General features: G+C 42.2%; 24 protein-coding genes. 7 read left to right on the plus strand and 17 right to left on the minus strand.

Features of this window, described 5'->3' with window-relative positions; all coding sequences use genetic code 11:
* Nucleotides 1–24: 24 nt before the first annotated feature.
* The gene (locus SCRDD08_RS07370) at nt 25–210 is read left to right on the plus strand and encodes a hypothetical protein (protein WP_061423058.1); all 186 of its coding nucleotides are present in this window, start codon (nt 25–27) and stop codon (nt 208–210) included.
* Nucleotides 211–270: 60 nt separating this feature from the next.
* On the opposite strand, the gene SCRDD08_RS07375 is transcribed toward SCRDD08_RS07370, so the two are convergent.
* Nucleotides 271–855 (minus strand): hypothetical protein, encoded by a 585-nt coding sequence (locus tag SCRDD08_RS07375; protein WP_061423059.1) that lies wholly within the window; start codon nt 853–855, stop codon nt 271–273.
* 75 nt (nt 856–930) lie between these two features.
* Complete coding sequence (gene eno, locus SCRDD08_RS07380; protein WP_015604660.1) at nt 931–2235, minus strand: surface-displayed alpha-enolase; 1305 nt, start codon at nt 2233–2235, stop codon at nt 931–933.
* A gap of 184 nt (nt 2236–2419) precedes the next feature.
* Between eno and SCRDD08_RS07385 the strand changes: the two genes are divergently transcribed.
* Together SCRDD08_RS07385 and SCRDD08_RS07390 are read left to right on the plus strand one after the other, a co-directional pair.
* Nucleotides 2420–2878: a DUF1694 domain-containing protein gene (locus SCRDD08_RS07385; RefSeq protein ID WP_061423060.1), complete on the plus strand. Its 459-nt coding sequence runs from the start codon at nt 2420–2422 to the stop codon at nt 2876–2878.
* Nucleotides 2875–3225, plus strand: a complete 351-nt coding sequence (locus tag SCRDD08_RS07390; protein WP_061423061.1) for a nuclear transport factor 2-like protein — start codon at nt 2875–2877, stop codon at nt 3223–3225. Before SCRDD08_RS07385 ends, SCRDD08_RS07390 begins: the two co-directional genes overlap by 4 nt.
* 130 nt (nt 3226–3355) lie before the next feature.
* Here SCRDD08_RS07390 and SCRDD08_RS07395 read toward each other — a convergent pair whose 3' ends face one another.
* The 9 genes from SCRDD08_RS07395 to SCRDD08_RS07435 all read right to left on the minus strand — a co-directional run bounded on the left by SCRDD08_RS07395 (nt 3356) and on the right by SCRDD08_RS07435 (nt 15071).
* The gene (locus SCRDD08_RS07395; RefSeq protein ID WP_061423062.1) at nt 3356–4489 is read right to left on the minus strand and encodes a glycerate kinase; all 1134 of its coding nucleotides are present in this window, start codon (nt 4487–4489) and stop codon (nt 3356–3358) included.
* Nucleotides 4490–4497: 8 nt separating this feature from the next.
* On the minus strand, nt 4498–5145 hold the full coding sequence (serB, locus tag SCRDD08_RS07400) for a phosphoserine phosphatase SerB (protein WP_061423063.1): 648 nt from the start codon (nt 5143–5145) through the stop codon (nt 4498–4500).
* 99 nt (nt 5146–5244) lie between these two features.
* Nucleotides 5245–6969: a septation ring formation regulator EzrA gene (ezrA, locus tag SCRDD08_RS07405; protein WP_061423064.1), complete on the minus strand. Its 1725-nt coding sequence runs from the start codon at nt 6967–6969 to the stop codon at nt 5245–5247.
* Nucleotides 6970–7054: 85 nt separating this feature from the next.
* Nucleotides 7055–9004: a DNA topoisomerase (ATP-hydrolyzing) subunit B gene (gyrB, locus tag SCRDD08_RS07410; RefSeq protein ID WP_061423065.1), complete on the minus strand. Its 1950-nt coding sequence runs from the start codon at nt 9002–9004 to the stop codon at nt 7055–7057.
* A gap of 1 nt (nt 9005) precedes the next feature.
* The gene (locus SCRDD08_RS07415; RefSeq protein WP_061423066.1) at nt 9006–9584 is read right to left on the minus strand and encodes an HAD-IA family hydrolase; all 579 of its coding nucleotides are present in this window, start codon (nt 9582–9584) and stop codon (nt 9006–9008) included.
* A gap of 122 nt (nt 9585–9706) precedes the next feature.
* Nucleotides 9707–10255, minus strand: a complete 549-nt coding sequence (locus tag SCRDD08_RS07420; RefSeq protein ID WP_061423067.1) for a DJ-1 family glyoxalase III — start codon at nt 10253–10255, stop codon at nt 9707–9709.
* A 36-nt stretch (nt 10256–10291) separates the two neighbouring features.
* Nucleotides 10292–11524, minus strand: a complete 1233-nt coding sequence (locus tag SCRDD08_RS07425; RefSeq protein ID WP_061423068.1) for an FtsW/RodA/SpoVE family cell cycle protein — start codon at nt 11522–11524, stop codon at nt 10292–10294.
* Between the two features lie 12 nt (nt 11525–11536).
* The gene (locus SCRDD08_RS07430; RefSeq protein ID WP_061423069.1) at nt 11537–12511 is read right to left on the minus strand and encodes a YeiH family protein; all 975 of its coding nucleotides are present in this window, start codon (nt 12509–12511) and stop codon (nt 11537–11539) included.
* Between the two features lie 115 nt (nt 12512–12626).
* The gene (locus SCRDD08_RS07435) at nt 12627–15071 is read right to left on the minus strand and encodes a bifunctional DnaQ family exonuclease/ATP-dependent helicase (protein WP_061423070.1); all 2445 of its coding nucleotides are present in this window, start codon (nt 15069–15071) and stop codon (nt 12627–12629) included.
* 132 nt (nt 15072–15203) lie between these two features.
* On the opposite strand from SCRDD08_RS07435, the gene SCRDD08_RS07440 reads away from it, so the two are divergent.
* Together SCRDD08_RS07440 and SCRDD08_RS11675 are read left to right on the plus strand one after the other, a co-directional pair.
* A complete protein-coding gene (locus SCRDD08_RS07440) occupies nt 15204–15839 on the plus strand; it encodes an MBL fold metallo-hydrolase (RefSeq protein WP_061423071.1) in 636 nt (211 codons plus the stop codon).
* A 186-nt stretch (nt 15840–16025) separates the two neighbouring features.
* A complete protein-coding gene (locus SCRDD08_RS11675) occupies nt 16026–16223 on the plus strand; it encodes a hypothetical protein (RefSeq protein ID WP_081104290.1) in 198 nt (65 codons plus the stop codon).
* Between the two features lie 89 nt (nt 16224–16312).
* On the opposite strand, the gene ftsX is transcribed toward SCRDD08_RS11675, so the two are convergent.
* From ftsX to prfB, 3 genes are all read right to left on the minus strand, one after another.
* Nucleotides 16313–17239: a permease-like cell division protein FtsX gene (ftsX, locus tag SCRDD08_RS07450; RefSeq protein ID WP_061423072.1), complete on the minus strand. Its 927-nt coding sequence runs from the start codon at nt 17237–17239 to the stop codon at nt 16313–16315.
* Complete coding sequence (ftsE, locus tag SCRDD08_RS07455) at nt 17232–17924, minus strand: cell division ATP-binding protein FtsE (RefSeq protein WP_005589698.1); 693 nt, start codon at nt 17922–17924, stop codon at nt 17232–17234. The genes ftsX and ftsE overlap by 8 nt, the downstream gene beginning before the upstream one ends.
* 54 nt (nt 17925–17978) lie before the next feature.
* Nucleotides 17979–19074, minus strand: a protein-coding gene (gene prfB / locus SCRDD08_RS07460; protein WP_155719770.1) for a peptide chain release factor 2 whose coding sequence is annotated in 2 segments (ribosomal slippage) — nt 17979–19001 and nt 19003–19074 — 1095 coding nt in all. Because the reading frame shifts where the segments join, the coding sequence is not laid out codon by codon here.
* A gap of 280 nt (nt 19075–19354) precedes the next feature.
* Between prfB and SCRDD08_RS07465 the strand changes: the two genes are divergently transcribed.
* Entirely contained in the window at nt 19355–20215 is an 861-nt protein-coding gene (locus SCRDD08_RS07465; protein ID WP_061423074.1) for a metallophosphoesterase, read from the plus strand.
* Here the strand turns inward: SCRDD08_RS07465 and SCRDD08_RS07470 are convergent.
* The 3 genes from SCRDD08_RS07470 to SCRDD08_RS07480 form a co-directional block, all read right to left on the minus strand.
* Nucleotides 20209–21000, minus strand: a complete 792-nt coding sequence (locus SCRDD08_RS07470) for a DUF2785 domain-containing protein (RefSeq protein WP_061423075.1) — start codon at nt 20998–21000, stop codon at nt 20209–20211. The genes SCRDD08_RS07465 and SCRDD08_RS07470 overlap by 7 nt on opposite strands.
* An 88-nt stretch (nt 21001–21088) precedes the next feature.
* A complete protein-coding gene (locus tag SCRDD08_RS07475; protein WP_061423076.1) occupies nt 21089–23785 on the minus strand; it encodes a cation-translocating P-type ATPase in 2697 nt (898 codons plus the stop codon).
* A 191-nt stretch (nt 23786–23976) separates the two neighbouring features.
* On the minus strand, nt 23977–24369 hold the full coding sequence (locus SCRDD08_RS07480) for a YwiB family protein (RefSeq protein ID WP_414162610.1): 393 nt from the start codon (nt 24367–24369) through the stop codon (nt 23977–23979).
* A 129-nt stretch (nt 24370–24498) separates the two neighbouring features.
* Here SCRDD08_RS07480 and SCRDD08_RS07485 point away from each other — a divergent pair, with 129 nt between their 5' ends.
* On the plus strand, nt 24499–25800 hold the full coding sequence (locus tag SCRDD08_RS07485) for an HD domain-containing protein (protein ID WP_061423078.1): 1302 nt from the start codon (nt 24499–24501) through the stop codon (nt 25798–25800).

Raw genomic sequence — 25800 nt, forward strand, 5'->3', positions numbered from 1 at the left:
AAAATTATCAAAGGAGCATTCAAGATGAATCCAGTAGAATTGTTTAACCAAGTCAAAGAATTGATCGAAAAGAAAGATTTTGATGCAGCTAAGAAGTTTGTCAAAGACCACAAAGATGAGCTAGGCGAATACTTAGATAAGGCAAAAGATTTAGTAGCAAATTCAAAAGGCTTCAACGACGTCATCAACAAAGTTAAGTCTATTTTCTAAAATCTTATTTAAAATAGCTGTTGGAGGTCTGATCCAACAGCTATTTTGATTCATCAAGGTTTATTTAGTCCATTTCCGATTCATAAAATCATGTAATTCTTCCAGTCGTTCCCTTGTCAATGGTTGAGCAAGGAAAATATCCTTATCAACATCTTTATTCTTATTAAAATCATGTAAGTCAACCTTTTCATAAACCATCTTATTTTCATAAGCAAGTTGACCATTTACATAGGTCGTGATTTCTATATCGCTTTCACTAAAAAATGCTCCATAGTAATCTTCCCTAACCACAACTGTCTGCCCTCTTTCCTCAAGATAGGCATACTGAGTCACTGGAACATAAACTCTAAAAAGATAGCCAATTATAGGCGAAACTGCCAATAGCAACAAGCCTAAAGCAAGAGCAGGATAAAGAAGCCACCTATATCTCTTGATCAATAAATAGAAAGCGAGAAACAAAAAGGGAAAAGCAATCCATAGACTAAACTGAGGATACCAGAATATACTGCTGATTATAAGAAATAAAAGAACTGTCAAAAGTGCCAGATAGCTTGATTTGCGTTTATAAGCCAAAAAGAGGCCTATAAATAAAACGGTAAGAGCTAGCCACTCTCTGCTTAGGATATACAAAATGAAATAAAACATTCCAAAAGTCTCCCCTTATTTATTAAAAATCCCTTGAGTTAACCTCAAGGGATTTGTTTCACTCCATAGAATGAATTATTTTTTCAAGTTGTAGAATGATTTCAATCCACGGTATTCAGCAACTTCACCAAGTTGATCTTCGATACGAAGCAATTGGTTGTATTTAGCAATACGGTCTGTACGTGAAAGTGAACCAGTCTTGATTTGTCCTGCGTTAGTTGCAACAGCGATATCAGCGATTGTTGAATCTTCAGTTTCACCTGAACGGTGTGATACAACGGCAGTGTAACCAGCTTCTTTCGCCATTTCAATAGCATCGAATGTTTCAGTAAGAGTACCGATTTGGTTAACTTTGATAAGGATTGAGTTAGCAGCGCCTTCTGCAATACCTTTTTCAAGGTAAGAAGTGTTTGTTACGAAGAAGTCGTCACCAACCAATTGAACTTTACCACCAAGACGTTCAGTAAGAGCTTTCCAACCATCCCAGTCGTTTTCGTCCATACCATCTTCGATAGTGATGATTGGGTATTTGTTTACCAATTCTTCAAGGTAGTCGATTTGTTCTGCAGCAGTACGTACAGCAGCTCCTTCACCTTCGAATTTAGTGTAGTCGTATACTTTACGTTCTTTATCGTAGAATTCTGATGATGCACAGTCAAATCCGATAAATACGTCTTTACCTGGAACATAACCAGCAGCTTCGATAGCAGCAATGATAGTTTCTACACCATCTTCAGTTCCTTCGAAACGAGGAGCAAATCCACCTTCGTCACCAACAGCAGTTTCCAAACCACGAGATTTAAGGATTTTCTTAAGAGCGTGGAAGATTTCAGCACCCCAACGAAGAGCCTCTTTGAATGATGGTGCACCAGCAGGTACGATCATGAATTCTTGGAAAGCGATTGGAGCGTCTGAGTGAGAACCACCATTGATGATGTTCATCATTGGAGTTGGAAGAACCTTAGTGTTGAATCCACCAAGATAGCTGTAAAGTGGGATTTCAAGGTAGTCAGCAGCAGCACGAGCTACAGCGATAGACACACCAAGGATTGCGTTCGCACCCAATTTACCTTTGTTTGGAGTACCGTCCAAAGCGATCATTGCACGGTCGATAGCTTGTTGGTCACGAACATCGTAACCGATAATAGCTTCAGCGATAACGTTGTTCACGTTGTCAACTGCTTTTTGTGTACCAAGACCGCCGTAACGAGATTTGTCACCATCACGAAGTTCAACTGCTTCGTGTTCACCAGTAGAAGCTCCTGAAGGAACCATACCACGTCCGAAAGCACCTGATTCAGTATAAACTTCTACTTCAAGTGTTGGGTTACCGCGTGAGTCGAGGACTTCGCGAGCGTAAACATCAGTAATAATTGACATTTTGACTCTCCTTATTGTTTAAAATTATTTACTAGTCTATGATACCTCAAAAGCGCTTTTTTTTCAAGGAAAAACAGCAGCTTTGCTTGAAAAATCACAATTTTTGAAATGCAATCGGTTACATACTATCTTTTTCTTAATGGTTTGAAAATCAGAAATCCTTTATTTATGATATACTAGAAATATGACAGATCTAAATAATATTATCATGGAAAAATCTCAGGGAAATGCTAAGTTCAATCCTGATGAACAACGCAAATTTCTGGAAACTTTTGAAGAGCGGGTAATTGCTTACTGCTCTATTTCGGATGCAAATTCCTCGCTTCTAAAGCAGCATTTTAAAGAAATGGTTGAGAAGATCACCGAAAGCTACCAGCCCGTCACAGTCAAAATATCGCCTGAAGTCATATCCAGCCAGCAGGTTTTCTACCTAAAAACCGCCAAAGACTTAGGCTGTGAGGCCACCATTGTCTCCGCTTTTTGCCAATCCTCTCCTTTTGGCTTGGTAATCCATAGCGATCATCCTGTGACCATAGAAGAAAAGGACTTGAGCAAGCAATTTGCCGACGTCCTCCACCCAGCAGATAGTAAATCGTCTGCCCACAAGAAAACTTCCCTTTGGAAAAAAATGTTTCATAAATGACGAATTTAGAGAAATTATTTACCTTTTTTGAGGCGGAAAATCAGCGTGACTGGGACATTTATCAAACTTTTTTAGACGAGCATGTCGTCTGGGAGCTGCATGGAGAATCCCCAGAAATCATTCAGGGAAAAGAAGCCTATCTCCACAGGATACAGGAAGCCTATCAGAACAGTTCCGAACAGTTTTGTTGCCAATACTATCACACCAATGCCGAGCAAAGTCGGATTCTAACAATTTTGGTCAATGAACATGGGGAACTTTCCTGCGATCTATTTGAATTTGCAAACGGCTTAATCGTCAAAGAAATCGAATATTTACTGAAAAAGAGGCTGGGACAAAAGTCCTAGCCTCTTAATTGTCTTTGGATTGTCGAGCAAGACGCAGTGGTTGAGCGGGCTCTACTACGCTGATTTCATCAGCTTTTACAGCCCTGCTCAACTGTGCGGAGGTGGGACGACGAAATCGAATTCTAACCAATTACCGATTTCTGTCCCACTCTCTTTTTTTGATGGCTAATAGGTTGCCAATATTGCGAGCTGTACGAACCAGATTTTCCCTCGCCTGAGCTAAGGTTTCATCCAAATCCGCCACTTGCGATATAATGGGAAAAGCTGCATGGATATTCTCCCTAGGAAATGGAGGCAAATCATCAGCCAAACTGCCACAGATCGCAAGAACAGGAATCTCTTTTGGCGTCCGCCTTGCGATTCCAACTGGGGCCTTTCCCGCCAAAGACTGCTTATCCATGCACCCCTCACCGACAACAACCAAGTCCGCTTCTTTAACCATGCGGTCAAAATCCAGCAAATCCAGACAGGTATCGATTCCTGACACGACTTTCCCCTTGGCAAATGTGACCAGCCCTGCTGCCATGCCTCCTCCTGCACCAGCACCAGCTTGGGTGAAAATCTGCGGATTGGCCAGTTCATAGAACTTCCTCATTTCCTGATCGACAGATGAAAGAAGCCATTCAGACAAGCCTTTCTGTCGTCCAAAGACCTGAGTCGCTCCCTGCTGCCCACATAAAGGATTGGAGACATCTGTCAAAATTTCAATATCAATATCATTCAGGCAAGTTGTAACACGGTCCGCAGAAATTCGGGCAACTCTACCCAGAGAAGAGCCGACAGGCCGCAGTCGATGATTATTTTCATCAAAAGATTCATAACCCAGACCTGCTGCCATACCAATTCCACCATCATTTGTTGCCGAGCCTCCAACACCGACTAAAATCTTTTTGACTCCATGTTCGACCAAATGAAGAATCAGCTCCCCCAGACCTCTCGTTTCCAAGCCTAAGGGATCACGTTTTTCTTTAGGAATTAAAGCCAGTCCCACTAAATCTGCCATTTCAAAAAGGGCTAGCTGGTCTTGTCTAGCATATTTCATTTCGACTGGCTGGCCGAAAGGTCCAGTTACCCAGTGGCGAAACTCTTTTAGCTTCATAGCCGAAATCAAGGCAGCCACAGTCCCTTCGCCGCCATCTCCAATAGGCAGCAAATCAAAAGTAGCCTCTGGCAAGGCTTGGGAAAAACCTTCTTTCAAGGCTTCTGCTACCTGAACGGTAGACAAACTTTCCTTAAAAGAATCTGGTGCTAATAAGATATGCATCATTCCTCCTATTTTTCCTTAGCGTCCAAAATATCCATTACCTGATAGAGGTCATAAACATTGATTTGATAGGGCGCTTGCTCTCTTACAATTGGCTTGGCATTAAAAGCAATTCCAATGCCTGCCGTTTGAATCATAGGCAAATCATTGGCGCCATCCCCCATAGCAATGGTTTGATTTAATTCCAAATTGTTTTCTTGAGCCCATTCTTTCAGCATCTGAACTTTAGTATCTTTGCTAACAATCGCTCCCAACACATGACCTGTAAGCAACCCATTCTTGATTTCTAAGCGATTGGCCTTTACATAGTCAATTCCTAGCTCCTCAGCCAGTCTATCCACCGTTTCATGAAAACCACCTGAAACCAAGCCAACCTTGTAGCCACGCGCATGCAGCTCATCTACTAATTTTTTAGCGCCAGGCGTGAAATGAATCTTATCAGCTATTTGAGAAAAGATAGTTTCCGGAAGTCCCGCCAAAAGTGAAACCCTCTCCCGTAAGGCAGCCTCGAAATCCAATTCCCCGCGCATAGCTCGCTCAGTGATAGCAGCCACTTGCTGCCCAACTCCTGCTTCCTCGCCCAGTAAATCAATGCCCTCTTCCATAATAAGAGTGCTATCTACATCCATAACCAATAAACCTTTGACCTGACCCATCTACTCACCTCAAGTTTTCTGTGATTTGTTGTATTATACAGGATTTTCAGTGACAAGACAAGCTAGATTGCAAAGAAAAAAGTCCCCGAAGGAACTTTCTTAGAAGCGAATATTTTCGCGTGTTTTTTCATATGAATTGATAAAACGAGCCGAAACTCCAGGCTCAACAATATCCAAGGCTTTTGAAATAATTTCCAAAGCTTTTGCATAATCAAATTCAACTTCAAAGGCATGAAGGGATTCATTGAAGGCTGCCTGCACATTATCATCGAAGGAACGATAACGGTTAGAGTATTGTAGCAACTGCTCTGTTAAGGTAGAATTTCGAACGATTCGATATGTCTCTTCTTCCAACTCACTCATTGTATTTGCCAGAATCTCTAACCAGCGGTTCACAGATTCAATATTCACACGAGTTGCCTCCAACTCTCTAGCCAGCTCCTCAATATAGTCGCTTGCTCCAAAGAAAATTGTTAAGAAGGACTCTGGAATACCCGGTAAATTACGTTTTTCCATAAATCGCTTAATCGTATGCAATTTATTAGCGTAAATCGTAACCTTTTGACGGGCATTGACATCGTCTTTTTCGATCTTTTCTAGCTGCTCACCAAGTTCAATCTGTTCATCTTCGATTTCTTTCAATCGGTCTTGAATAGCTTCCAACTCTTCTCTAACCAATGAGAAAGGTTTCTTCATTTCAGCTGTATCTTCAAGTGAAGAGTGAACCACTGCTTCTTGAGCAGATAATTCAGATTTCAAATCCTTGATATGATTTATTTCAGGCTCTGGCAGCAAGAAGGAAAGTGATAAACGTTCCATTTCGCTTTGAAGCTGTTGGTTATTCTCTTTAGTGTGTTCTAGATATTCAGGAAGGTAGTTCACCAACTTCTCAACGACTTTATGAGCTTCAATTTCTCGAGTAAAGATAGCATACAGAGCATCGATTTCCTCTTGAATTTGTTCATTCTCATACAAGGCATTATCCAACTCCAAAGCTGCAAGATTTTCTTCATTTCGTTTCAAACTAGCACGAAGTTGTTGGAAACGGGCCTCTAAGTCAGTCTCAATAAAATGATAATTGGTTTCCAATAGTTTGCGGTAGCCAGACTCCAAATCTTCTAATTGATCTGGTAATTTCTCAGTCAAGTCTTCTACAATTGCTGGAACTTTTTCGACGATCTGTGTTAGTGCCAAGATACGATCTTCTGTTTTGTCTAAGATTTCTGCCGCTTCCACAGGATCCCCTGAAGAGTTGAGAGTAACAAATTGAGAGAAATCAGACTCAATATTTTCCATTTGCTTCTGAATTTCTGCAAGAGCTCGTCCATAAGCGTCAGGATTGCTAGCCACAGTATGCTGCAAATTTTCAAATAGATCTAGGGCGTGTAAAACTCGTCCGCTATTTTTAGATTCTTGTTTCTTCAGATCTTCTAAAGCCTGACGAATCGCATGAATATCTTCACTGATTAAATCAATTTGGCTCTCAATGTTTTCGATCGCATGCTTAGCTTTGAGGAAACGGAAAGAATTATTGTAGCCCTCTGCCTCAAAGAGATTGTTCTCAATATCAGCAAATGAATTCAAAGAGAGATCTACCCATTTTTGATTCCATTCACGGAAAGTCACTTGACTTTGCCCAATCAAATGTAAATTTTTAACTTCTTCCACTTCATCATTCACAGGAAGATTGTAAAGTTCCTCTTTTTTCTCCTCCAAACTTCGAAGCTTCGCTTCATTTCGTTTTCTCATATAGATAGCAGTAAAATAGCCTAAAATTAATAGTGCTGCTACTACAATAATGAGAATAATCAGTCCATTAGACATATAAAACTCCTTCATTCTTTTACTAAAAAGCAAACATATTGATTATATCACAAATTCATTTGTAATGGTTGTTTTTTCTAACTTTTTAGACATCAAGTGTGCTATATACTGCATTTTTTTCGATAAAGTCACGACGAGGCTCTACACGATCTCCCATCAGCATATCAAAAATCTTATCAGCTTCCGCTGCATCATCAACAGAAACTCGCGCCATTAGACGGTGTTCTGGATTCATGGTCGTTTCCCACAACTGATGGTCATCCATTTCTCCCAAACCTTTGTAACGCTGAATCGTCGGCTTAGAGCGACCTTCGCTATAGCGCTCAAGAGCAGCTTGCAGTTCTTCTTCTTGGTTAGCACCTGGCTGGATGTATTCTTTTACCTCGCTGCCGACCTTGACACCGTAGATGGGTGGTTGGGCGATGTAGACATAGCCTGCTTCCAGAACTGGCTTCATGTAGCGGTAAATCAAAGTCAGGAGCAAAGTCCGAATGTGAGCTCCATCCACGTCCGCATCAGTCATGATGACTAATTTATGATAGCGAGCCTTGCTGACATCAAAGTCAGCCCCAAAACCAGTTCCCATCGCAGTAAAGAGACTGCGGATTTCTTCATTAGCCAGAATCTTATCCATGCTGGCTTTTTCAACGTTGAGAATTTTACCGCGAATCGGCAAAATAGCCTGAAATTCACGGTTACGCCCAGACTTAGCTGAACCACCTGCTGAGTCTCCCTCCACGATAAAGAGTTCTGTTTCCTGTGGGTTGTTGGACGAGCAATCAGCCAATTTTCCTGGCAGATTAGAGATTTCCAAGCCAGACTTCTTGCGGGTTACTTCCCGAGCTCTCTTGGCAGCAATTCTGGCCTTCGAAGCCAAAATTCCCTTTTCAACGATTTTTCGAGCCACCGCAGGATTTTCCAAAAGGAAATCAGAGAAGGCTTCACTGAAGAGGCGATTGGTAATCTTGACTACTTCACTATTGCCCAGCTTGGTCTTGGTCTGACCTTCAAACTGAGGGTTTGGGTGCTTAACAGAGATAACTGCTGTCAGTCCCTCACGCACATCTTCCCCAGTCAGATTGTCCTCATTTTCTTTGAGAAGTTTATTTTTCTTGGCATAGTCATTGATAACCCGAGTTAGGGCTGTTCGGAAACCCTGCTCATGCGTTCCACCCTCGTGGGTGTGGATATTATTGGCAAAGCTCATGACTGTTTCATGGTAGCCGGTCGTGTACTGCATAGCGACTTCAACCGTAATGTCGTCCATTTCGCCATCAGTATAAATCGGCGTTTCGAAGATTACATCCTTGTTTTCATTGATGTATTGGACATAGCTGGCAATCCCACCCTCATAGTGGTAATCCTTGGCCTGCTCCATTCCATCTCGCTTATCTGTGATGGAAATTCTGAGGCCACGATTGAGGAAAGCTAATTCCTGCACCCGTTTATTAAGCTTCTCAAAGTCAAATTCTACTGTTTCAGTGAAAATCTCTGGATCCGGTGTAAAGTGGACTGTCGTACCTGTACGATCTGTCTCACCGATGACTTCTAGATCAGCGACTACATGACCGCGACGGTATTCTTGGTAATGAATCTGGCCGTTTTTATAAACACGGACATCCAGCTGAGTGGACAGGGCATTTACAACGGAAGAGCCTACACCGTGCAGACCTCCTGAAACCTTATATCCGCCACCGCCGAATTTTCCTCCAGCGTGAAGGACAGTAAAGACGGTCTCCACAGCTGGACGGCCTGTCTTCTCCTGAATATCAACCGGAATGCCTCGACCATCGTCAACAACTGTAATCGAATTATCTTTTTCAATAAAAACTTGAATGTGACTGGCAAAGCCAGCCAAGGCTTCATCAATCGAATTGTCAACAATTTCCCATACTAAGTGGTGCAGACCTTCCTTGGAGGTCGAACCGATATACATACCAGGACGCATCCGAACGGCTTCTAACCCCTCCAAGACCTGAATCTGACTGGCGTCATACTCTTGCGCTTGTATGTCTTGTTGCTTTTCTTCTGTCATGTTATTCCTTTTCTAGTTCAATATCTACAAATTCTTCAAGATTTCTCATATTATCAAAGAGATAGCAGCTAAATCCTGCCGCCTGACCAGCTTCGATATCAATCGGCCGATCTCCTATAACCAGCCCAGACTCAATCTGGTATTTATCTTTTAAATACAGCATAGACTCAGGGTCTGGCTTGCGTTTAAAACCATTAGTAGCCGTCACTACTTCTGTAAAATAAGCACTGATCTGCGTCTTCTGCAAAATCTCTAACACCTGATCATCTCGGTGAGAAATCAAAAAATTTCTACCACCCTGCTGGATAATTTGTGCTAATAATTCTGAAGCTCCCTCAAATAAGATCGGATGTTCTAATTCCTTGGCTTCATTCGCCTTATAAGCCTTTAAAAATCCCTTATTTCTAGGGGCAAACTGGCGGACTGCATAATCTGTTGAGACCTTGAGAGCCTTGTACACTTCATCATGACTCCCAGTCAGACCAAAATCCTGCAAGGTATGGACAAAAGCTGCGGTTGAAGTCTCATAATTATCCAAGAGAGTCCCACCCAAATCCCAGATGTAATCTTGATAATTCATGCCCTTTATTATATCATATTTTTTGAAAAAAAGGGCTTTTATTTATGATGAAATAGCATATTTTCATAGATTTTTCATCCAACTTAGACAGAAAAAATTCACCCGAAAATCGAGTGAATTTTTTACTTCTCAAAAACGTCTTTAAAAAGCATAGAACTTGCCAATTGGTCCGCATCTCCGCCTAACTGTTGAACCAACTCATAAGTAAAAGGCAGGGCTGTGGAGGGGCCACGGCTGGTGATTAACTTTCCATCTACGACAACGGTCTGCTTCTGATAGCTACCATTCTCAATGTTTGCTTCCACTCCATCGTAGCAAGTGAAGTTCTTGCCATTCAGCAGACCTGCGCGGTCAAGAGCAATCGGAGCGGCACAAATCGCTGCGACAAATTTACCTTCTGCTTGAAATTCCTGTAGAACTTCCATCAGGCGGTCGTCATCTCGTAGATTTGTTGATCCTGGCATACCCCCTGGAAGAACAACCATATCATAGGCAAATAGATTCCCATTCCAGACTTGATCGGCTTTGACAGTAATCTGGTGAGAGCCGGTCACAGCCTCTTCAAAACCAATCATATCGCAGATAAAGCCTGCACGACGCAAGACATCGACAACAGTGAGGGCTTCAATTTCTTCAAAGCCATTGGCTAACATGAGAGCTACTTTTTTCATGTAAAACACCTTTCTAGGATACAAGGTATCCACTTCTTATTTTATTTTTCTAAGTACAATTTTTTTACGAATAGGCAGAGTCACCGCATGTTTCTCCTCTTCTAGGCTATTTTGATAAGAGACAGACAGTAGGAGACCGATTCCGATGAGATTGCTGACGATGGAGGAGCCTCCTTGAGAAATGAAAGGAAGCGGAATTCCTGTCAAAGGCAAAATCCCTGTCACAGCACCAATATTTTCAAAAATATGAAAGAGCAGCATCATAATGAGACCAGTAGAAATATAGGTGTAGAACTGATTGTTGGACTTAATAGTAATCTGAAGCATACGATGAATCAAAAACAGATAAATAACAATCACCAAACTCGAACCAAGAAAACCAAAATCCTCCGCAATCACGGTGAAAATCATATCACTTTCACGGACAGGTACTAGAAGATTTGAGACATTAAATCCTTGACCTAGCAAACCACCACTTCCAATAGCAATCTGTCCCTGTGCCTGCTGATAGGTTACTGTCTGAGCATATTCAAACGGATGGAGCCAGGCTGAGATCCGATTGATCTGATAAGTCGGCATCCCTAAATCATGGAGAAAAGCACGGCCACCATTTGAAATAAAGATCAACATAAAGACAGTAAAAAGAAGGGATATTGTCAAGAAAACTGGTAGAATAATCTTCCACGAAACACCAGATAAGAGAACAATGCCGCAGTAAATTGCAGCAAATACTAGGGCTGTTCCTAAATCACTCTGCAAGGCCAAAAGTAACAAAACCGGCAAGGTATATAATGCTAATTTTACAATCAAAAAGAGATCTAAAGCAATAGTTCGCTCATAGTTCTTATTTTGCTGCAGAAACTTCACTACAACTCGCGACAGCATCAAAATATATGAAATTTTCATAAATTCAGATGGCTGAAAGAGAGTAACCCCACGAATAGATACCCAGTTTTTTGCCCCTGTAGAAGCCACTAAGCTCTCACTATAAAATACAAGCGGAAGAACCATAAGTCCTAAGCCTAAAAGATACAGAAAAGGCGTCATCTTCCAAAGAAACTTAGTGTTAAAAAACATAACGATAAAGCTAATCAGAAAGCCTAATAAAATCCAAACTACTTGCTGACCAACAATCTGCAAGACATTATTTGGATAATCATGGCTAACCGCTATATAAATAGCCGTAACTCCGATTGATAGTAAGAGCAAGACAGGTAAAAGCAAGCTGTAATCAATCCGCGACTCAAAGGTTCTTTGCTGTGAAAGCATAATTTTCCTTTCTTACAAAAAATATTGGATAATCAAGCTAGAGACTGCGACGCAGAACCAAGCAAAAGCTCCGGTTAATAATGGTCCCGCTCCAGCTTCCTTGAACTGTTTGAATGAAACCTTGGCTCCAATTCCGGCTAAGGCCATAGCCATCAGCCATTGGGACAACAGCTTTGTGTAAGGAACTAGATTTGATGGAAAAATTCCCAAGCTGCTCACCACAGAAGCCAAGACAAACCACAGAATAAACCAGGGAAAAATTTTCTTGAGGTCTACTTTTTGAGCTGACCGCTTATCTCGGACATATCGATAGCCTGCAAAGATGAGACAGGCGGGTACAATCATCAAGGCTCGGCTCAGTTTGACAATGGTTGCCAAATCTCCCGCCGCTTGACTGTAAGTATAACCTGCCGCAACGACTGACGAAGTATCATTGATGGCCGTCCCTGCCCAAGTTCCAAAATATCCATCGGACATCTGCATGAGATGCCCCAGAAAAGGAAAGATAAAAACAGCTAAAATATTGAAAAAGAAGATGGTTGAAATGGAAAGAGCGATATCCTCTTCTTCTGCTTCTAAAATAGGCGAAGCTGCTGCAATAGCCGATCCACCGCAAATAGCCGTTCCAAAGCCAATCAAAATGGTTAAAACACGTCTCATCTTGAAGAACTTTCCAGCTGCATAAGCCGCTAAGAAAGCAATCAAAATGGTTAAAAGACTAATCTTCAAAGAAGATAAACCCGTCGCAGAAACCTTGCCGATGGACATAGAAAAACCTAAAAAGATAATAGAATATTGAAGTAGTTTCTTTCCTGCATAGGTCAAGCCCGGCTGAAAAGCATCTGGAAGTTTCCATAAATTACTGAGCAAAATTCCTAAAACGATGGCAAACACACTGGATCCAATCAGCGGAAACCAATTTCCTAAACAAATGGAAACAACCGCTATCGCAAATGATAGAGAAATTCCTAGTAGATTTTTTTTCACGTCACAACCTTCTTCCTATTCTTTTCATTATAGCAGATTTTTGGCATCAGTAGCCGAGAAAATTTGCAATCATTTAGAAAAACAGCCAGATAAAATTGACTGTTTTCAAGCAGTTTTAGTCGAAAAAATCTTTTAATTCCTTTACGATATCCCGCTGCGACAGCATTTCTAGAGATGCCAGCTGATTTAGATTTTGCTGGATTTGCCGACCGTAGCGCTTGGTTGAAATACGCTTGTCTAGAAGAATAACCGCCGACTTCTGGTGTTCATTGCGACGGGTTCGCCCCATGGCCTGCTTCAATCGTAAAATAGCTGACGGTAACTGATAATCGTAAAAAGGATTTTTGCCTTCTGCCTTCAGATGATGATTGATTTTTTGCACAAAGAAATCTTTGGGATTATCAAAAGGAATCCGCGTGATGAGCTGAATGATTTGCTCTTGCTGAGCAAAATCAGCTCCTTCCCAGAAACTGCCTGCTCCCAGTAAGATAGAGGCCTCTCCCTTGTCAAAGCGCTGCTTGATATTGGCTGGCTCGCCGTTCTTATACTGGGCCAAATGCGGCAAGATCAGCTGGTCTGAAGTGGCCAGCAATAAATCCTTGGAGGTAAAGAGAACCACCATCGGCAGATCCAGTAGAGCTAAACTCTCCAAGCTTGCGACAATCCTCTCAGCGTATTCCTGCGTTGATAACTCCACCACATCTGGAAAATCTAGATCTAAGAAAAGTTTCTGCAGGGGCTTCTTTTGTTGAGGAAGTTTATAAAAATGATAATCCTCAAAACCTAGTAATTGAGGCAAATTCACCTTGGAACTAATCTCCAAAGTAGAAGAAACTAAGATTACCTTAACTGTCTCAGGCAGGAAATCCTTAAATCTCATCAGTTCTGAGCGCCCAGCATGAAGCTTAATTAGACGATGATCAGTCAATTGTTCTTTCGTTAGCCAGTAGTATTGGTACTTAGTTGAAAACAATTCCCTGAGTTCTGGCAGCAAACTCTCATCCAGTTCAGACACATCCTGACGTAACTTGGCTATCTTCTTGGAATCCAACTCACTGGTCTTGCCTCCCTGCTTTTCAGCAGCATCCGCCAATTCAAATTGGATGCTTTGCAAGAGTCTTTCTTGTAAAATCTGTTTTTCTGTCTGCAGAGCCTGACTGATAGTTTGCAATTGTTTGGTCAAATTGATACTGGCCTGCGAAAAACTTTCCAAGGCAAAAAACATTTTTTGAGCCTCGTCCACCACCAGCATCCGATTGTCCAGCAAAGACTGGTCATCTTCTAGGCGCGTCAAAAGATAAGCATGATTGGTAATCACGACACGACTGCTAGCCGTCTTGACCTGCCCCAGTCGCCAAAAATCCTCTTCATAAAAAAGCGAATGCTTGCTTAATTTCCCATCATGGCGTATCTGGCTAAAGTAAGACTCGAAACGATAAGCCTGACCTATTTCATTTAAATCACCCGTCTCCGTCTCTGTCAGCCAAACCAAAAGCTGCATTTTACAACGATTAACAAGTCGATTATCATCCAAGACCGAGAGACTTTGATAAAAATAATCTAATTTCAGATAATTTTCGGGACTTTTGAGATTATGAAAGGAGATATGAAAGACTTCCTCTAAGAGTCGGCCTTCCTTTTGCATCAGCTGGTCCTGTAAAATCTTCGTAGGAACGGTTACCAAGACTCTTTCCCTACCATGAGCCAAAATAGGCAATAAATAGCCAAAGGTCTTACCAAGCCCTGTCTGGGCCTCTAAAAAGCTAGCCGCAGTCTGACTAAGCGCCTCAGTCACATACTGCGCAAATCTCAGCTGGTCGGGACGCTCGTCCAGCCCTAGCAGATAAAGGTTGGTCAGAAAGTCCTGCGAAAGTTTCTTTTCAGGCGGCAAGATTCTCGGCCTTTTCAAAAAGATGCCGTGAGTTTCCTGCAAAGCCTGACAAGAATCCTCTGGCATCGACTGAAAAATCTCTTTGATCGCTAGCCGTGACTCATAGATAAGACTATCGGAAAATTCAAGCACCTTCTCTAATAAAGCTTTTGGCAGTCCAGTCATCTTTTTCTGGATTTTTAGAAATAGCTGAGCTGTCGCCTGAGCATCTGCCAAAGCGGTATGAGCATTTTCCAGAGGAATCTCCAGAAGTTCGCACAGGTTCCCCAAGGCATATTTATCAAAAGTCGGATAGAAAACCTGAGCTAGTTCCACCGTATCTACTCTTGGAGTCAGCAGGTCAAAACCTTCCCAAAAGAGAGCTTCTGCCAATAGATTGGCATCAAACTTGACATTATGGGCGACAAAAATCGCATCCTCAATCAGCTCGTAAACTTCACGGGCAACCTGTGAGAAGTCTGGAGCTTGACGCAAGCGCTGATCATCCAATCCTGTCAGCTGTTTAATATGCTCATCCAAGTCCTCATGCGGATTCACATCTGTTTCATAAGTTTGGCAAATCACCCCGTTTTCAATGATGACAATGCCGATTTGAATAATTTTTGCATTGCTGTTCGCACTTGTAGCCTCCAAGTCGATGACAGCATATTTATAGTTCGATTGTGTCATACTGCTATGATTATATCACAAATGCCAGCTTGAAACATCTGAAAATAAGCTGAGCCTCAAAATAAATTTTGTGCAAAATTTCTGCTTTTTTGTTACACTCTTTATTGAGAAAACATACGCAAAGGAAGCCCAATGAAAGTTCACAAAATTGTCAATCTCATCGCTTTTGAAAACACTTATATCCTTGAAAATGACCGTCATGTCATCGTAGTTGACCCAGGCAGCGACTGGCGGAAGATCCAACGCAAGCTAGAAGAAATTGCTAAGCCCATCACTGCTATTTTGCTGACTCATACGCATTACGATCATATCATGAGTCTGGATAAGGTCCGAGATAACTTTGCCAATCCGCCCGTCTATGTAGCGGAGAGCGAAGCAAGCTGGCTCTATACTCCTACTGATAATCTATCAGGTCTTGACCGCCATGCAGATTTGGAAGACGTCATTCTCAGATCTGCCGAACATTATTTCGCCTATCACCAAGACTACCAACTGGACGACTTTCATTTCTATGCTGTGCAGACACCTGGTCATTCTATCGGAGGAGTTTCCATTATTTTCCCAGAAGATCAGGTCGTTCTGACTGGTGATGCTCTCTTCCGTGAAACCATCGGCAGAACAGATCTACCAACTGGTAATATGGACCAGCTCCTTGCTGGCATCCGCGAAGAGTTATTTGTCTTGCCCAAAGACTATCGCGTCTATCCCGGCCATGGAAATGACACAACGATTGGCCACGAAAAGAATTTCAATCCATTTTTCCAATAAACTGATAGTGAGGTAGATAACAAGACTGCCTCATTTTTTATCTAGTAAATGACTATTTCTATGTAAGAATGAAAAGAGGAGCTTTTAGAAAAAGGTAGGATATTGCTCTACAATCTGTCATCCATGTCATGTCGCTTTTTGCTTATTATGATATACTTAGTTCATAGAAAACAAAGGATGGTCTTCATGATGGATAAAAGAAAAATTTGGTTAATTCTGCTGGCTATTTCAGCTATACTAACTCTCCTTGGATTAGGTTTTTCTGCTTATAATTTTTATGTTTTTGACAAGCCTTTTTTAAACAGTACCACAAAAGGCCTCTTGTCTGCATTCTTTTTGACCCTCATTATAATCAGCCTCGGCCTATCGAAAACAAAGCGATAGTAGTAATTTATATTTTTAATACAATAAAAAAACAAACACCAAATGATGTTTGTTTTCAATCCGAACAGCCTTTGTAGGCTGTTTTTTTATTAAATCTTCAAAAATCGTCTCATAGAAATGGATGAACCAAGTGAACCGATAAAGATTCCCAAGACTGATACAGCCCCAATCATAGCAGGGACAAACAAGTGTGGCTCAATCATGGAAAGATTTTGCGCAACGAGATTTTTATTCATGGTCTGATAGGCCATATTATAACCAAAATAAACTAAGACTACTGGTAAAACTGAACCTAGCAAACCGATCCAAGCGCCCTCAAATAGGAAGGGACCGCGGATATAGCTATTTTTTGCACCCACTAAGCGCATAATCTGAATCTCACGACTCCGTGAAATAATAGTAATCCGAATGGTATTGGAAATCAGGAAGATCGCAATAAAGATGAGCAAGCCTGCCCCTACCAGTCCCCACACTCGAATGAAATCAGATAAGGCAAAGAGTTTTTGCGTATTAGCTCCACCATCCTGCACTTCCGAAACGCCTTCCAACTTCTTGGCTTCTGCCGCAACGGAATCTACGTATTTATGCTCTGTCGTGTCGACAATGTAAGCATCATAAAGTGGGTTTGAATCCCCCTCAAAGACCTTCCATTCACTTCCCATTGTCTCTGTCAGCTTTTCATACTGTTCTTCTTTACTTGAGTAAGTAACCTTTGAGACATGATCCATTGAAGTTAGGGCGTCATAAATCTTATGGTATTCATTATTTTTAACGGTCTGACCTTCTTTAACGATTGTTTCGCTGTTGTCAGCGATGTCTTTACGCATATAGACAACAATACGAACGTTGTTTGAAATATCAGACGCTAGCTTTGCGGTATTTAAAATAACAGAGGCAAAGATAGCAACTAAACTGAGAGTAATCGTAACTGAACTCACAGCTGCGACTGTCATCCAACCATTCCGCTTAAGGCTCTTAAGCGATTCAATCAAATGACGGAAAAACCTTCTAATCATCGTATCCGTATTCTCCTTCCGCCTCATCACGCACCACACGACCATTTTCGATAGCAATGACGCGGTGACGTAGGGTATTTACAATCTGACTATTGTGAGTCGCCATCAGAACTGTAGTTCCTTGCAGGTTAATGCGCTCCAGCAAATTCATGATTTCCCATGAATTATCTGGGTCCAAGTTACCAGTCGGCTCGTCAGCAATCAAAACCTGAGGATTGTTAACAATGGCACGCGCAATTGCAATCCGTTGCTGTTCTCCCCCTGATAACTCATTAGGGAAGGAACGGACCTTGTGCTTAAGGCCAACCAGATCCAAAACTTCCATGACGCGTTTCTTGATATTTCTACGACGCTCACCGATAACTTCCATAGCATAGGCAATATTCTCATAAACGGTCTTCTTAGGAAGTAGTTTATAGTCTTGGAAAACCACACCAACTCTACGGCGCAGCATTGGAATATCCCGTTTCTTAATTTTCCCCAAGTTAAAACCTGCTACAGCAAGGTTCCCTTTATCGATTTTAATTTCACGATAGAGGAGTCTAATAAAGGTTGATTTACCTGCTCCTGATGGTCCTACAATATAGGCAAATTCACCTGGTTCGATATGTATAGATACACCACGTAGAGCAGTTGTCCCGTTGTCATACTTTTTAACAACGTCTTTCATTTCAATCATTGACATGAATTAGTACAATTCCTTTCATCAGAGTTTTTATCTAGCGATTTCACTCTGTTTTTAGTTGAGTCTCCATTTTAAATAGGCATCAATAAAGCCGTCTAAGTCTCCGTCCATCACCTTATCTACCTGAGCCACTTCATAGCTGGTTCGATGATCTTTGACCATGGTATAAGGAGTGAAGACATAAGAACGAATCTGACTGCCCCAAGAGATTTCTTTCTTATCTCCCTTAAGCGAATCGACTTCTGCTGCTTTTTTCTCTTGCTCTAGCTGATAGAGCTTAGCCTGCAGCATTTTCATAGCTCGGTCACGGTTGCCATACTGGGTCCGGTCAACGGTAGACTGTACGACAATTCCTGTCGGAATATGGGTCAATCGCACACCAGTTGATACCTTATTGACGTTCTGTCCGCCGGCTCCACCTGAACGGAAAGTATCCATCTTAATGTCATCATCACGGACTTCTACTTCAATCGTATCATCGAGCTCTGGCATGACCTCTACTGAAGTAAAGGAAGTATGACGGCGTTTCGCTGAATCAAATGGCGAAATCCGAACCAAGCGGTGAACACCCATTTCTGACTTAAGTAGACCATAAGCATGCGGCCCTTCAAAGAAAAGGGTCACTGACTTAATACCCGCTTCATCACCAGCCTGATAGTCCAAGACCTCTACTTTGAAGCCCTTGGCATTGCCAAAGCGTGTATACATACGCAGCAGCATATCTCCCCAATCCTGGGCCTCTGTACCACCAGAGCCCGGGTGAATTTCAAGAATGGCGTTGTTATTATCATAAGGCTCTGACAGCAAGAGAGTCATCTCATAGCTGGTCATCATTGCAGACAGTTCAGCCAGCTTTTCTTCTAATTCTTCCTGCAGCGTATCATCTTCCGCTAAAAAATCAAGCAGAATTTCTGATTCATCAAACAGGTCTGTCATCTGATGAAAATTCTCGTAGGTCTGCTTGAGTTCATTCAGTTCCTGAGATGTCTTTTGGGCAGCTATATTGTCATCCCAAAAATCAGGCTCTGTCATCTTATTTTCTAAGATAGCAATTTCTTCTTCCAGTCCCTCTAAGTCAAAGAGACCCCCTGAAAGAAGCTAATTTTTCACGATTTGCGTCAATCTTTTGACGAATTTCTGAAATGTCCATAAATACCTCTTTTCATACATCGTTTTATTATAACACATTTTCAGACATTTGCCTAATCGGATAATGAAGCTCCTTCATTTTATACAATTTTTAGTAGATAGGCAAGAATGGGAGCTGCTTGTTACGGAATTGTTAAAAAAGTAATATAATGACATGGGGTTGGAAGAAGTATCCCGGATTACAAGGTTTTAATAATCTATTAGGTATTCGAATAGAGGTGATACCCTCCATAAGACGCTTAAATATTTTCAAGTTTTGCAAAATATGCTAGACTAAAATCATGACAAGAATCGGATTTATGAGCGACCTCCATCTGGACTCCAATCAGTTTGGAGATTTCGAGCAACAAACTCTTCGCCAACTTTTAAAAGAGGAAGGGATTGACCACCTACACATCGCTGGGGACCTGTCCAACGACCTGACCAAGATTAGTTTGCCCTTTCTTGAAACTTTGAAGCAAGAGATTCCCCTTTCTTTTAATCTTGGAAATCACGATATGCTGGGACTTTCTGAGCAAGAAATTTCAAACCACGATTTTCAGGTCCAGCAGTTCGGACAAACCAAGCTCGTCAGCTTTTCTGGCTGGTATGACTATAGCTTTGTTCCAGAAAAAAGCAAGGAAGAGCATCTGAGAACCAAGACCAATTTCTGGTTTGACCGCAGATTGGAGCGTCAACTCGACGACCCTAGCATTACAGCTCAGACGCTGCAAGAGTTGGAAAAACTGCTGATGACTTTAGATGGTCCCATTATTGTCGCTCTGCATTTTGTCCCCCATCAATACTTTCTATACGACCATCCCTACTTCCAGCGCTTCAACGCCTTCCTAGGAAGCCAAGCTTTTCATCGGCTCTTTGTCAAATACAAGGTGAAAGAGGTTGTTTTCGGCCATCTTCATCACCGCCACCAAAGCCGTGTCATTGAAGGCGTTCGCTATCATATGCGTCCTCTAGGCTACATCCGTGAATGGGAACTGACTCGAAACTTTTTTAATGACTTTCCTCAGTATAAAATTCCCCAGATGTATCGCCTGCACAAGCGTTATAATGCTGTTAAAGATTTAGTCGAATTTCGAGACTATAAGAAAAAACACCTAGTAGACGAATTGCGAGATGCTTTAACGGTGATTGAAGTTCAGTAATGGAAATGTTGAATAGCAGTTCTCAGCTCATCTGAGAGCTGTTTTTTGATGTCCAACTGCACATAGACTTCTAATAAACAGGAACGAAAATTGGAAAAAGCAACGAAGTCTTGGTTGCTTTCCAGTGGAAAACTCTGTGATTGAAGCCACAGTCTCAGTTCATGCTGCGACAGTTTTTCCTTTAAAACAGCTTGATAGAGCACCTGGGCTAAGCGCCAGTCCTCATCATTTCTGAAACGGACTGGAACTCTTTTAAAAACTTGATGAATGACCTCTAGAATCTCTGGCATCCTACTGGAGGGAAAGTCCGGATAACAAGCCACTTCTGCCAATAAGTCTGCTCCATGAGCGAAGGCATGAACCCAACCGTATTTCCTGGAGTAACCCCTTGTGTCTCTTTCGACTGATAAATAGGTTAGCCCCTTATCTAGTAAATAGGTTCTTTCTTGCACTGATAAAGCCTGATAATACGAAGAGTCTGGATTACCATCGCAGTTTAAGAGATTAGCATAAAGTAAAGCCGTGAAGGAACGTGTTAAGGTGGCTTGACCATTTTCGTCACTCTTGTAAAAAAGTCCTTGTCTTTTGACTGCTTCTTGAGCCAAGAAACGAAACTGTTCAACTGAAAACAAATCAGTCTGAAGTCCCCTTGCAAAGGACGAAAAGACTAACTCATCACGGATTGCCGCTTCTGGATGACCAATATGATCCAGCAACCATAAGATTTCTTCTTCACAATAGAAAGGGGTCTCTTCTTCCAACTTCTTTTGTAAGTTTTGGTACATGATCTAACCTGCCTTCCAGCTAGCTTCTTTTTTGTATAATTATAACCCCTTGTACGCAAAAAAGCCATCCGCAGATGACTTTTTGCTGTTAAATAGCATTTTTATCCATACCCAATTTACGTTGGATGAACTTCACAATTTCAACAATGATAATCATAGAGAAACTGCCGATCAGGACAACAGCCCATTGAGTCACATCTAACTTGGTCACATGGAAAATCTTTTCCAACGGATCAATCACAATGGTTGAAACCAATAGAATGAAAGAAACCAGAATAGACCAGTTAAAGGTCTTAGACTTAAACGGTCCAACTGTAAAGATAGATTGGTAAACAGATTTCACATTGTAAGCATGGAAGAGCTGGATCAAACCAAGAGTTGCAAAAGCCATGGTAAGGGCATCCGCATGGATCGCTTTTACATCACCAATATGTACAGGATTGGCAATAGCATAGCCATAAACTGCCAACACCAGAGCACCTTGCAATAGCCCTTGATAGATGATGGAGCTCATGACACCACCTGAGAAGAAGCTAGACTTACGGCCACGAGGCTTATGAGTCATGACACCTGGCTCGGCAGGTTCAACTCCCAAGGCGATAGCTGGGAAAGTATCCGTTACCAAGTTGATCCAAAGCAGATGAACTGGTTGCAAGACATCCCAACCAAAGAGAGTTGCTAAGAAAATAGTCAGCACTTCAGCCGTATTAGCTGAAAGAAGGTATTGAATGGTCTTTTGAATGTTTGAGAAGACCTTTCGTCCTTCTTCGACTGCGACGATAATGGTTGCAAAGTTATCATCCGCAAGAATCATGTCTGATGCACCCTTAGAAACCTCTGTACCAGTGATTCCCATACCGATACCGATGTCGGCTGTTTTCAGAGCTGGAGCATCATTAACACCGTCCCCTGTCATAGCAACGACCTTACCTTGGTTTTGCCAAGCCTTCACGATACGAACCTTATGCTCAGGAGAAACCCGGGCGTAGACAGAGTATTGACCAACGACTTTTTCAAATTCTTCATCAGACAGTTCGTTGAGTTCAGCACCAGTCAAGACATGGTCTTCCGTATCTCCAGCTTCAATGATTCCCAAGCGCTTAGCAATCGCTTCTGCTGTGTCTTGGTGGTCACCTGTGATCATAATTGGACGGATTCCCGCTTCTTTAGCAACACGAACTGCTTCTGCCGCTTCGGCACGTTCAGGGTCAATCATCCCAATCAAACCAGTGAAGATCAAGTTGTTTTCAAGTTCTTCAGAAGTGAGGTTTTCTGGAATGCTATCAATAATCTTGTAGGCACCAGCCAGCACGCGCAGAGCTTGGTGAGCCATTTCTGAGTTATTAGACTTAATCAGCTGAGAAATAGCATCATCAATCTCTGCAACATCTCCAGCCTTATCACGCGCAACACAACGTTTCAAGAGTTGGTCAGGAGCTCCCTTGACTGCCACGAGGAATTTCCCGTCTGGTAATGGGTGAACGGTAGACATGAGCTTACGGTCTGAGTCAAATGGCAGCTCAGCTACACGAGGATATTTCTCTAAAAATCCTTTAACATCATAGCCCTTGTCCAAGGCATACTGGATGAAGGCTGTTTCCGTTGGGTCACCGATCAGCTTGCCTTCTTGGTCAATCTTGGTATCATTGGCTAAGACAACAGAACGTAAGAGCGGCAGCTCCAGTCCAAGTTCAATATCTTGGCCAGCTTCATTCAGGACTCCGTCGTAAAAGACTTTTTCGACCGTCATCTTATTCATGGTCAGGGTACCGGTCTTATCTGAAGCGATAATTTCAGTTGAACCAAGTGTTTCTACTGCTGGCAATTTACGGACAATCGAATTACGCTTGGCCAAAACCTGTGTTCCCAAAGCTAGAACGATAGTAACGATAGCTGGCAGACCTTCTGGAATAGCTGCAACTGCAAGAGCAACCGAAGTCATCAGTTCACCAAGCGGATCTTTTCCTTGAATGAAAACACCGACTACAAAGGTCACCGCAGCAATCACCAAGATAGCATAGGTCAGAACCTTAGACAAATTATTGAGGTTTTGCTTGAGTGGCGTATCAGTCTCATCTGCATCTTGCAACATGCCTGCGATATGACCGACTTCAGTGTACATACCTGTATTGACAACAACACCTACTCCTCGTCCATAAGTGACATTGGAGTTTTGGAAGGCCATATTGACCCGGTCGCCAATACCAGCATCTGCAGCTACGTCGACAGTCAAATCTTTTTCAACTGGCACAGACTCACCCGTCAGAGCTGCTTCTTCGATTTTCAAGGAATTAGCTTCCAAAAGTCGCATATCTGCTGGGACAACGTCACCAGCTTCCAGTCTGACAATATCACCAGGTACCAAGTCCTTAGAATCCACTTCTGTGACATGGCCATCACGCAGGACACGCGCAGCTGGGCTAGACATAGATTTGAGAGCCGCAATGGCTTCTTCAGCTTTGCCTTCTTGATAAACTCCAAAAATTGCGTTAATGATGACAACGGCTAGGATAATCACAGCATCCGCAATATCCTCACCCCCTGACGTCACGACAGACAAGATAGCCGCTACCAACAAGATGATAATCATCAAATCCTTGAACTGCTCAATGAATTTCATCAAGAGAGTCTTTTTCTCTCCTTCTTCCAATTCATTGCGACCGTAGTCCGCCAAACGTTGCTGGGCTTGGCTGCTAGTCAACCCTTGTTCGGAAGCTTCCATTGCTTGCAAAACTTCCGCAGGACTCTGAGTATAAAAAACTTGGCGCTTTTGTTCTTTTGACAAAATGTCTCCTCCTTTTGATGGGCCTCTTTCAAAATAAACAAAAAAGAGACCTGTCTATTAACAAGTCTCGCTATTTCATACAAGGCCGGAAATTTCTTTCGTATTGACGACCTTGTAACGGTAAAACCGTTAGCTACTCCCTTGAGTGTATTTATTATACCAAAATTTTTGTATTTTTCAAGGCAGAGCTGTTATTTTTCAAACTTTTCTTCCGTCCATTCGATTTTCATCTGATAGGAAGCAAAAAGCTGATCGTCGTCGCCTCTTTTCAAATCATAGTGAAGTTCCAAAGCCTGATTTTCTGCATCTAAGTGATAGTGCTGAGTATCCGTCACAAACTGTTGAGCACCCAACGGAGTTGGGATAGATACTAAATGCTGACCATTCTTGATAAAATGAAGAATGGTTTTCGGCTCAGAGAAGCGGGTCATGGTCAGCTTGTCTTCATTAAACTTTAGAACGACCTTTTCCTGCTCCTCGCTCTGATAAACCAAATAGTGATTGCTTCCTTTTTTTGTCCATTCTACATCATAGACCTGGTCAATCAACTCCATTTGCTCATCTAGTTTAATTTGATTTCTCATTCTAATTTTCATGATTTTCTCACATTCCTTGTTTCTTTCTTCTATTTTATCAAAAATTTCTTGAGAATTCTTCCTTTCTACTTCGGGCTTTGAATGTCGCCCACTGAGCATTTATGATATAATAGGACTATGGTTGAAAAAGTATTTCGAGATCCCGTCCACAATTATGTGCATGTGGATCATCAGGTCATTTATGATTTAATCAATACCAAAGAATTTCAACGGCTGCGCCGCATCAAACAGCTGGGCACTTCTGGCTATACTTTTCACGGCGGGGAGCACAGCCGTTTTTCGCATTGTCTGGGAGCCTATGAGATTGCCCGACGCATCACCAAGATTTTCAATGAAAAATATAGCGATGTCTGGGATAGTCACGAAAGCCTGCTAACCATGACAGCCGCTCTCCTGCATGACTTGGGACATGGCGCTTATTCACATACTTTTGAACGCCTCTTTGATACCGATCATGAGGACATTACGCGGCAAATCATCACCAGTCCTGAGACAGAGATTCATCAAGCCTTGGTGCAGGTTTCGCCGGATTTCGCAGAAAAGGTGGCTAGCGTCATCAACCATACCTATCCCAATAAGCAGGTGGTTCAGCTGATTTCCAGCCAAATTGATGTGGATCGGATGGACTACCTCTTACGAGATTCCTTCTTTACTGGCGCTTCCTATGGACAATTTGACTTAACCAGAATTTTACGAGTGATCTGTCCTGTAGAGAACGGCATCGCCTTCAAGCGCAATGGCATGCATGCGGTGGAAGACTACGTAGTCAGCCGCTACCAGATGTACATGCAGGTCTATTTCCACCCGGCCAGCCGAGCTATGGAAGTTCTGCTGCAAAATCTGCTCAAGCGGGCTAAATTTCTCTATCCGGCTCAGAAAGATTATTTTGCGCTGTCATCGCCCAATCTCATTCCATTCTTTGAAAACAGAGTAACCCTGCAGGATTATCTGGCCTTGGATGATGGTGTTATGAATACCTATTTCCAAGTTTGGATGACGAGTCCTGACAAGATTTTATCTGACTTGGCTCAGCGATTTATCAACCGCAAGGTCTTTAAGTCTATCGTCTTCTCTCAGGAAAACGAAGGGTATTTAGATATTATGCGAGACCTAGTTGGACAGGTTGGTTTTGACCCTGATTACTATACTGCTATCCATCGTAATTTTGATTTGCCTTACGATTTCTACCGGCCTGACGTTGAAAAACCCCGGACCCAGATAGAAATCCTGCAAAAAGATGGCAGCTTAGCAGAACTGTCCAGCCTGTCTCCTATCGTTCATTCGCTAGCCGGGACCAGACAGGGCGATAATCGCTTCTACTTCCCCAAGGAAATGCTGGCAGATACAGGACTTTTCAGCGAAAAAAACCAGACCTTTATGCACTATATCAAAAACGACCAATTTACCTACGGAGAATAA

The organism is Streptococcus cristatus (assembly GCF_001578775.1).
GTDB classification, from domain to species: domain Bacteria; phylum Bacillota; class Bacilli; order Lactobacillales; family Streptococcaceae; genus Streptococcus; species Streptococcus cristatus_A.

Excerpts from the sequence above, each read along its gene's own strand:
- SCRDD08_RS07420 (WP_061423067.1), bottom strand. The coding sequence starts at position 10,255 with ATGAAAAAAGTAGCTCTCATGTTAGCCAATGGCTTTGAAGAAATTGAA.
- SCRDD08_RS07375 (WP_061423059.1), bottom strand. The coding sequence starts at position 855 with ATGTTTTATTTCATTTTGTATATCCTAAGCAGAGAGTGGCTAGCTCTT.
- serB (WP_061423063.1), bottom strand. The coding sequence starts at position 5,145 with ATGGGTCAGGTCAAAGGTTTATTGGTTATGGATGTAGATAGCACTCTT.
- SCRDD08_RS07385 (WP_061423060.1), top strand. The coding sequence starts at position 2,420 with ATGACAGATCTAAATAATATTATCATGGAAAAATCTCAGGGAAATGCT.
- eno (WP_015604660.1), bottom strand. The coding sequence starts at position 2,235 with ATGTCAATTATTACTGATGTTTACGCTCGCGAAGTCCTCGACTCACGC.
- SCRDD08_RS07415 (WP_061423066.1), bottom strand. The coding sequence starts at position 9,584 with ATGAATTATCAAGATTACATCTGGGATTTGGGTGGGACTCTCTTGGAT.
- ftsX (WP_061423072.1), bottom strand. The coding sequence starts at position 17,239 with ATGATTAGAAGGTTTTTCCGTCATTTGATTGAATCGCTTAAGAGCCTT.
- SCRDD08_RS07485 (WP_061423078.1), top strand. The coding sequence starts at position 24,499 with ATGGTTGAAAAAGTATTTCGAGATCCCGTCCACAATTATGTGCATGTG.
- SCRDD08_RS07395 (WP_061423062.1), bottom strand. The coding sequence starts at position 4,489 with ATGCATATCTTATTAGCACCAGATTCTTTTAAGGAAAGTTTGTCTACC.
- SCRDD08_RS07480 (WP_414162610.1), bottom strand. The coding sequence starts at position 24,369 with ATGAGAAATCAAATTAAACTAGATGAGCAAATGGAGTTGATTGACCAG.
- SCRDD08_RS07370 (WP_061423058.1), top strand. The coding sequence starts at position 25 with ATGAATCCAGTAGAATTGTTTAACCAAGTCAAAGAATTGATCGAAAAG.
- SCRDD08_RS07435 (WP_061423070.1), bottom strand. The coding sequence starts at position 15,071 with ATGACACAATCGAACTATAAATATGCTGTCATCGACTTGGAGGCTACA.
- SCRDD08_RS07470 (WP_061423075.1), bottom strand. The coding sequence starts at position 21,000 with ATGTACCAAAACTTACAAAAGAAGTTGGAAGAAGAGACCCCTTTCTAT.
- SCRDD08_RS07390 (WP_061423061.1), top strand. The coding sequence starts at position 2,875 with ATGACGAATTTAGAGAAATTATTTACCTTTTTTGAGGCGGAAAATCAG.
- SCRDD08_RS07425 (WP_061423068.1), bottom strand. The coding sequence starts at position 11,524 with ATGCTTTCACAGCAAAGAACCTTTGAGTCGCGGATTGATTACAGCTTG.
- gyrB (WP_061423065.1), bottom strand. The coding sequence starts at position 9,004 with ATGACAGAAGAAAAGCAACAAGACATACAAGCGCAAGAGTATGACGCC.
- ezrA (WP_061423064.1), bottom strand. The coding sequence starts at position 6,969 with ATGTCTAATGGACTGATTATTCTCATTATTGTAGTAGCAGCACTATTA.
- SCRDD08_RS07440 (WP_061423071.1), top strand. The coding sequence starts at position 15,204 with ATGAAAGTTCACAAAATTGTCAATCTCATCGCTTTTGAAAACACTTAT.
- ftsE (WP_005589698.1), bottom strand. The coding sequence starts at position 17,924 with ATGTCAATGATTGAAATGAAAGACGTTGTTAAAAAGTATGACAACGGG.
- SCRDD08_RS07465 (WP_061423074.1), top strand. The coding sequence starts at position 19,355 with ATGACAAGAATCGGATTTATGAGCGACCTCCATCTGGACTCCAATCAG.
- SCRDD08_RS11675 (WP_081104290.1), top strand. The coding sequence starts at position 16,026 with ATGATGGATAAAAGAAAAATTTGGTTAATTCTGCTGGCTATTTCAGCT.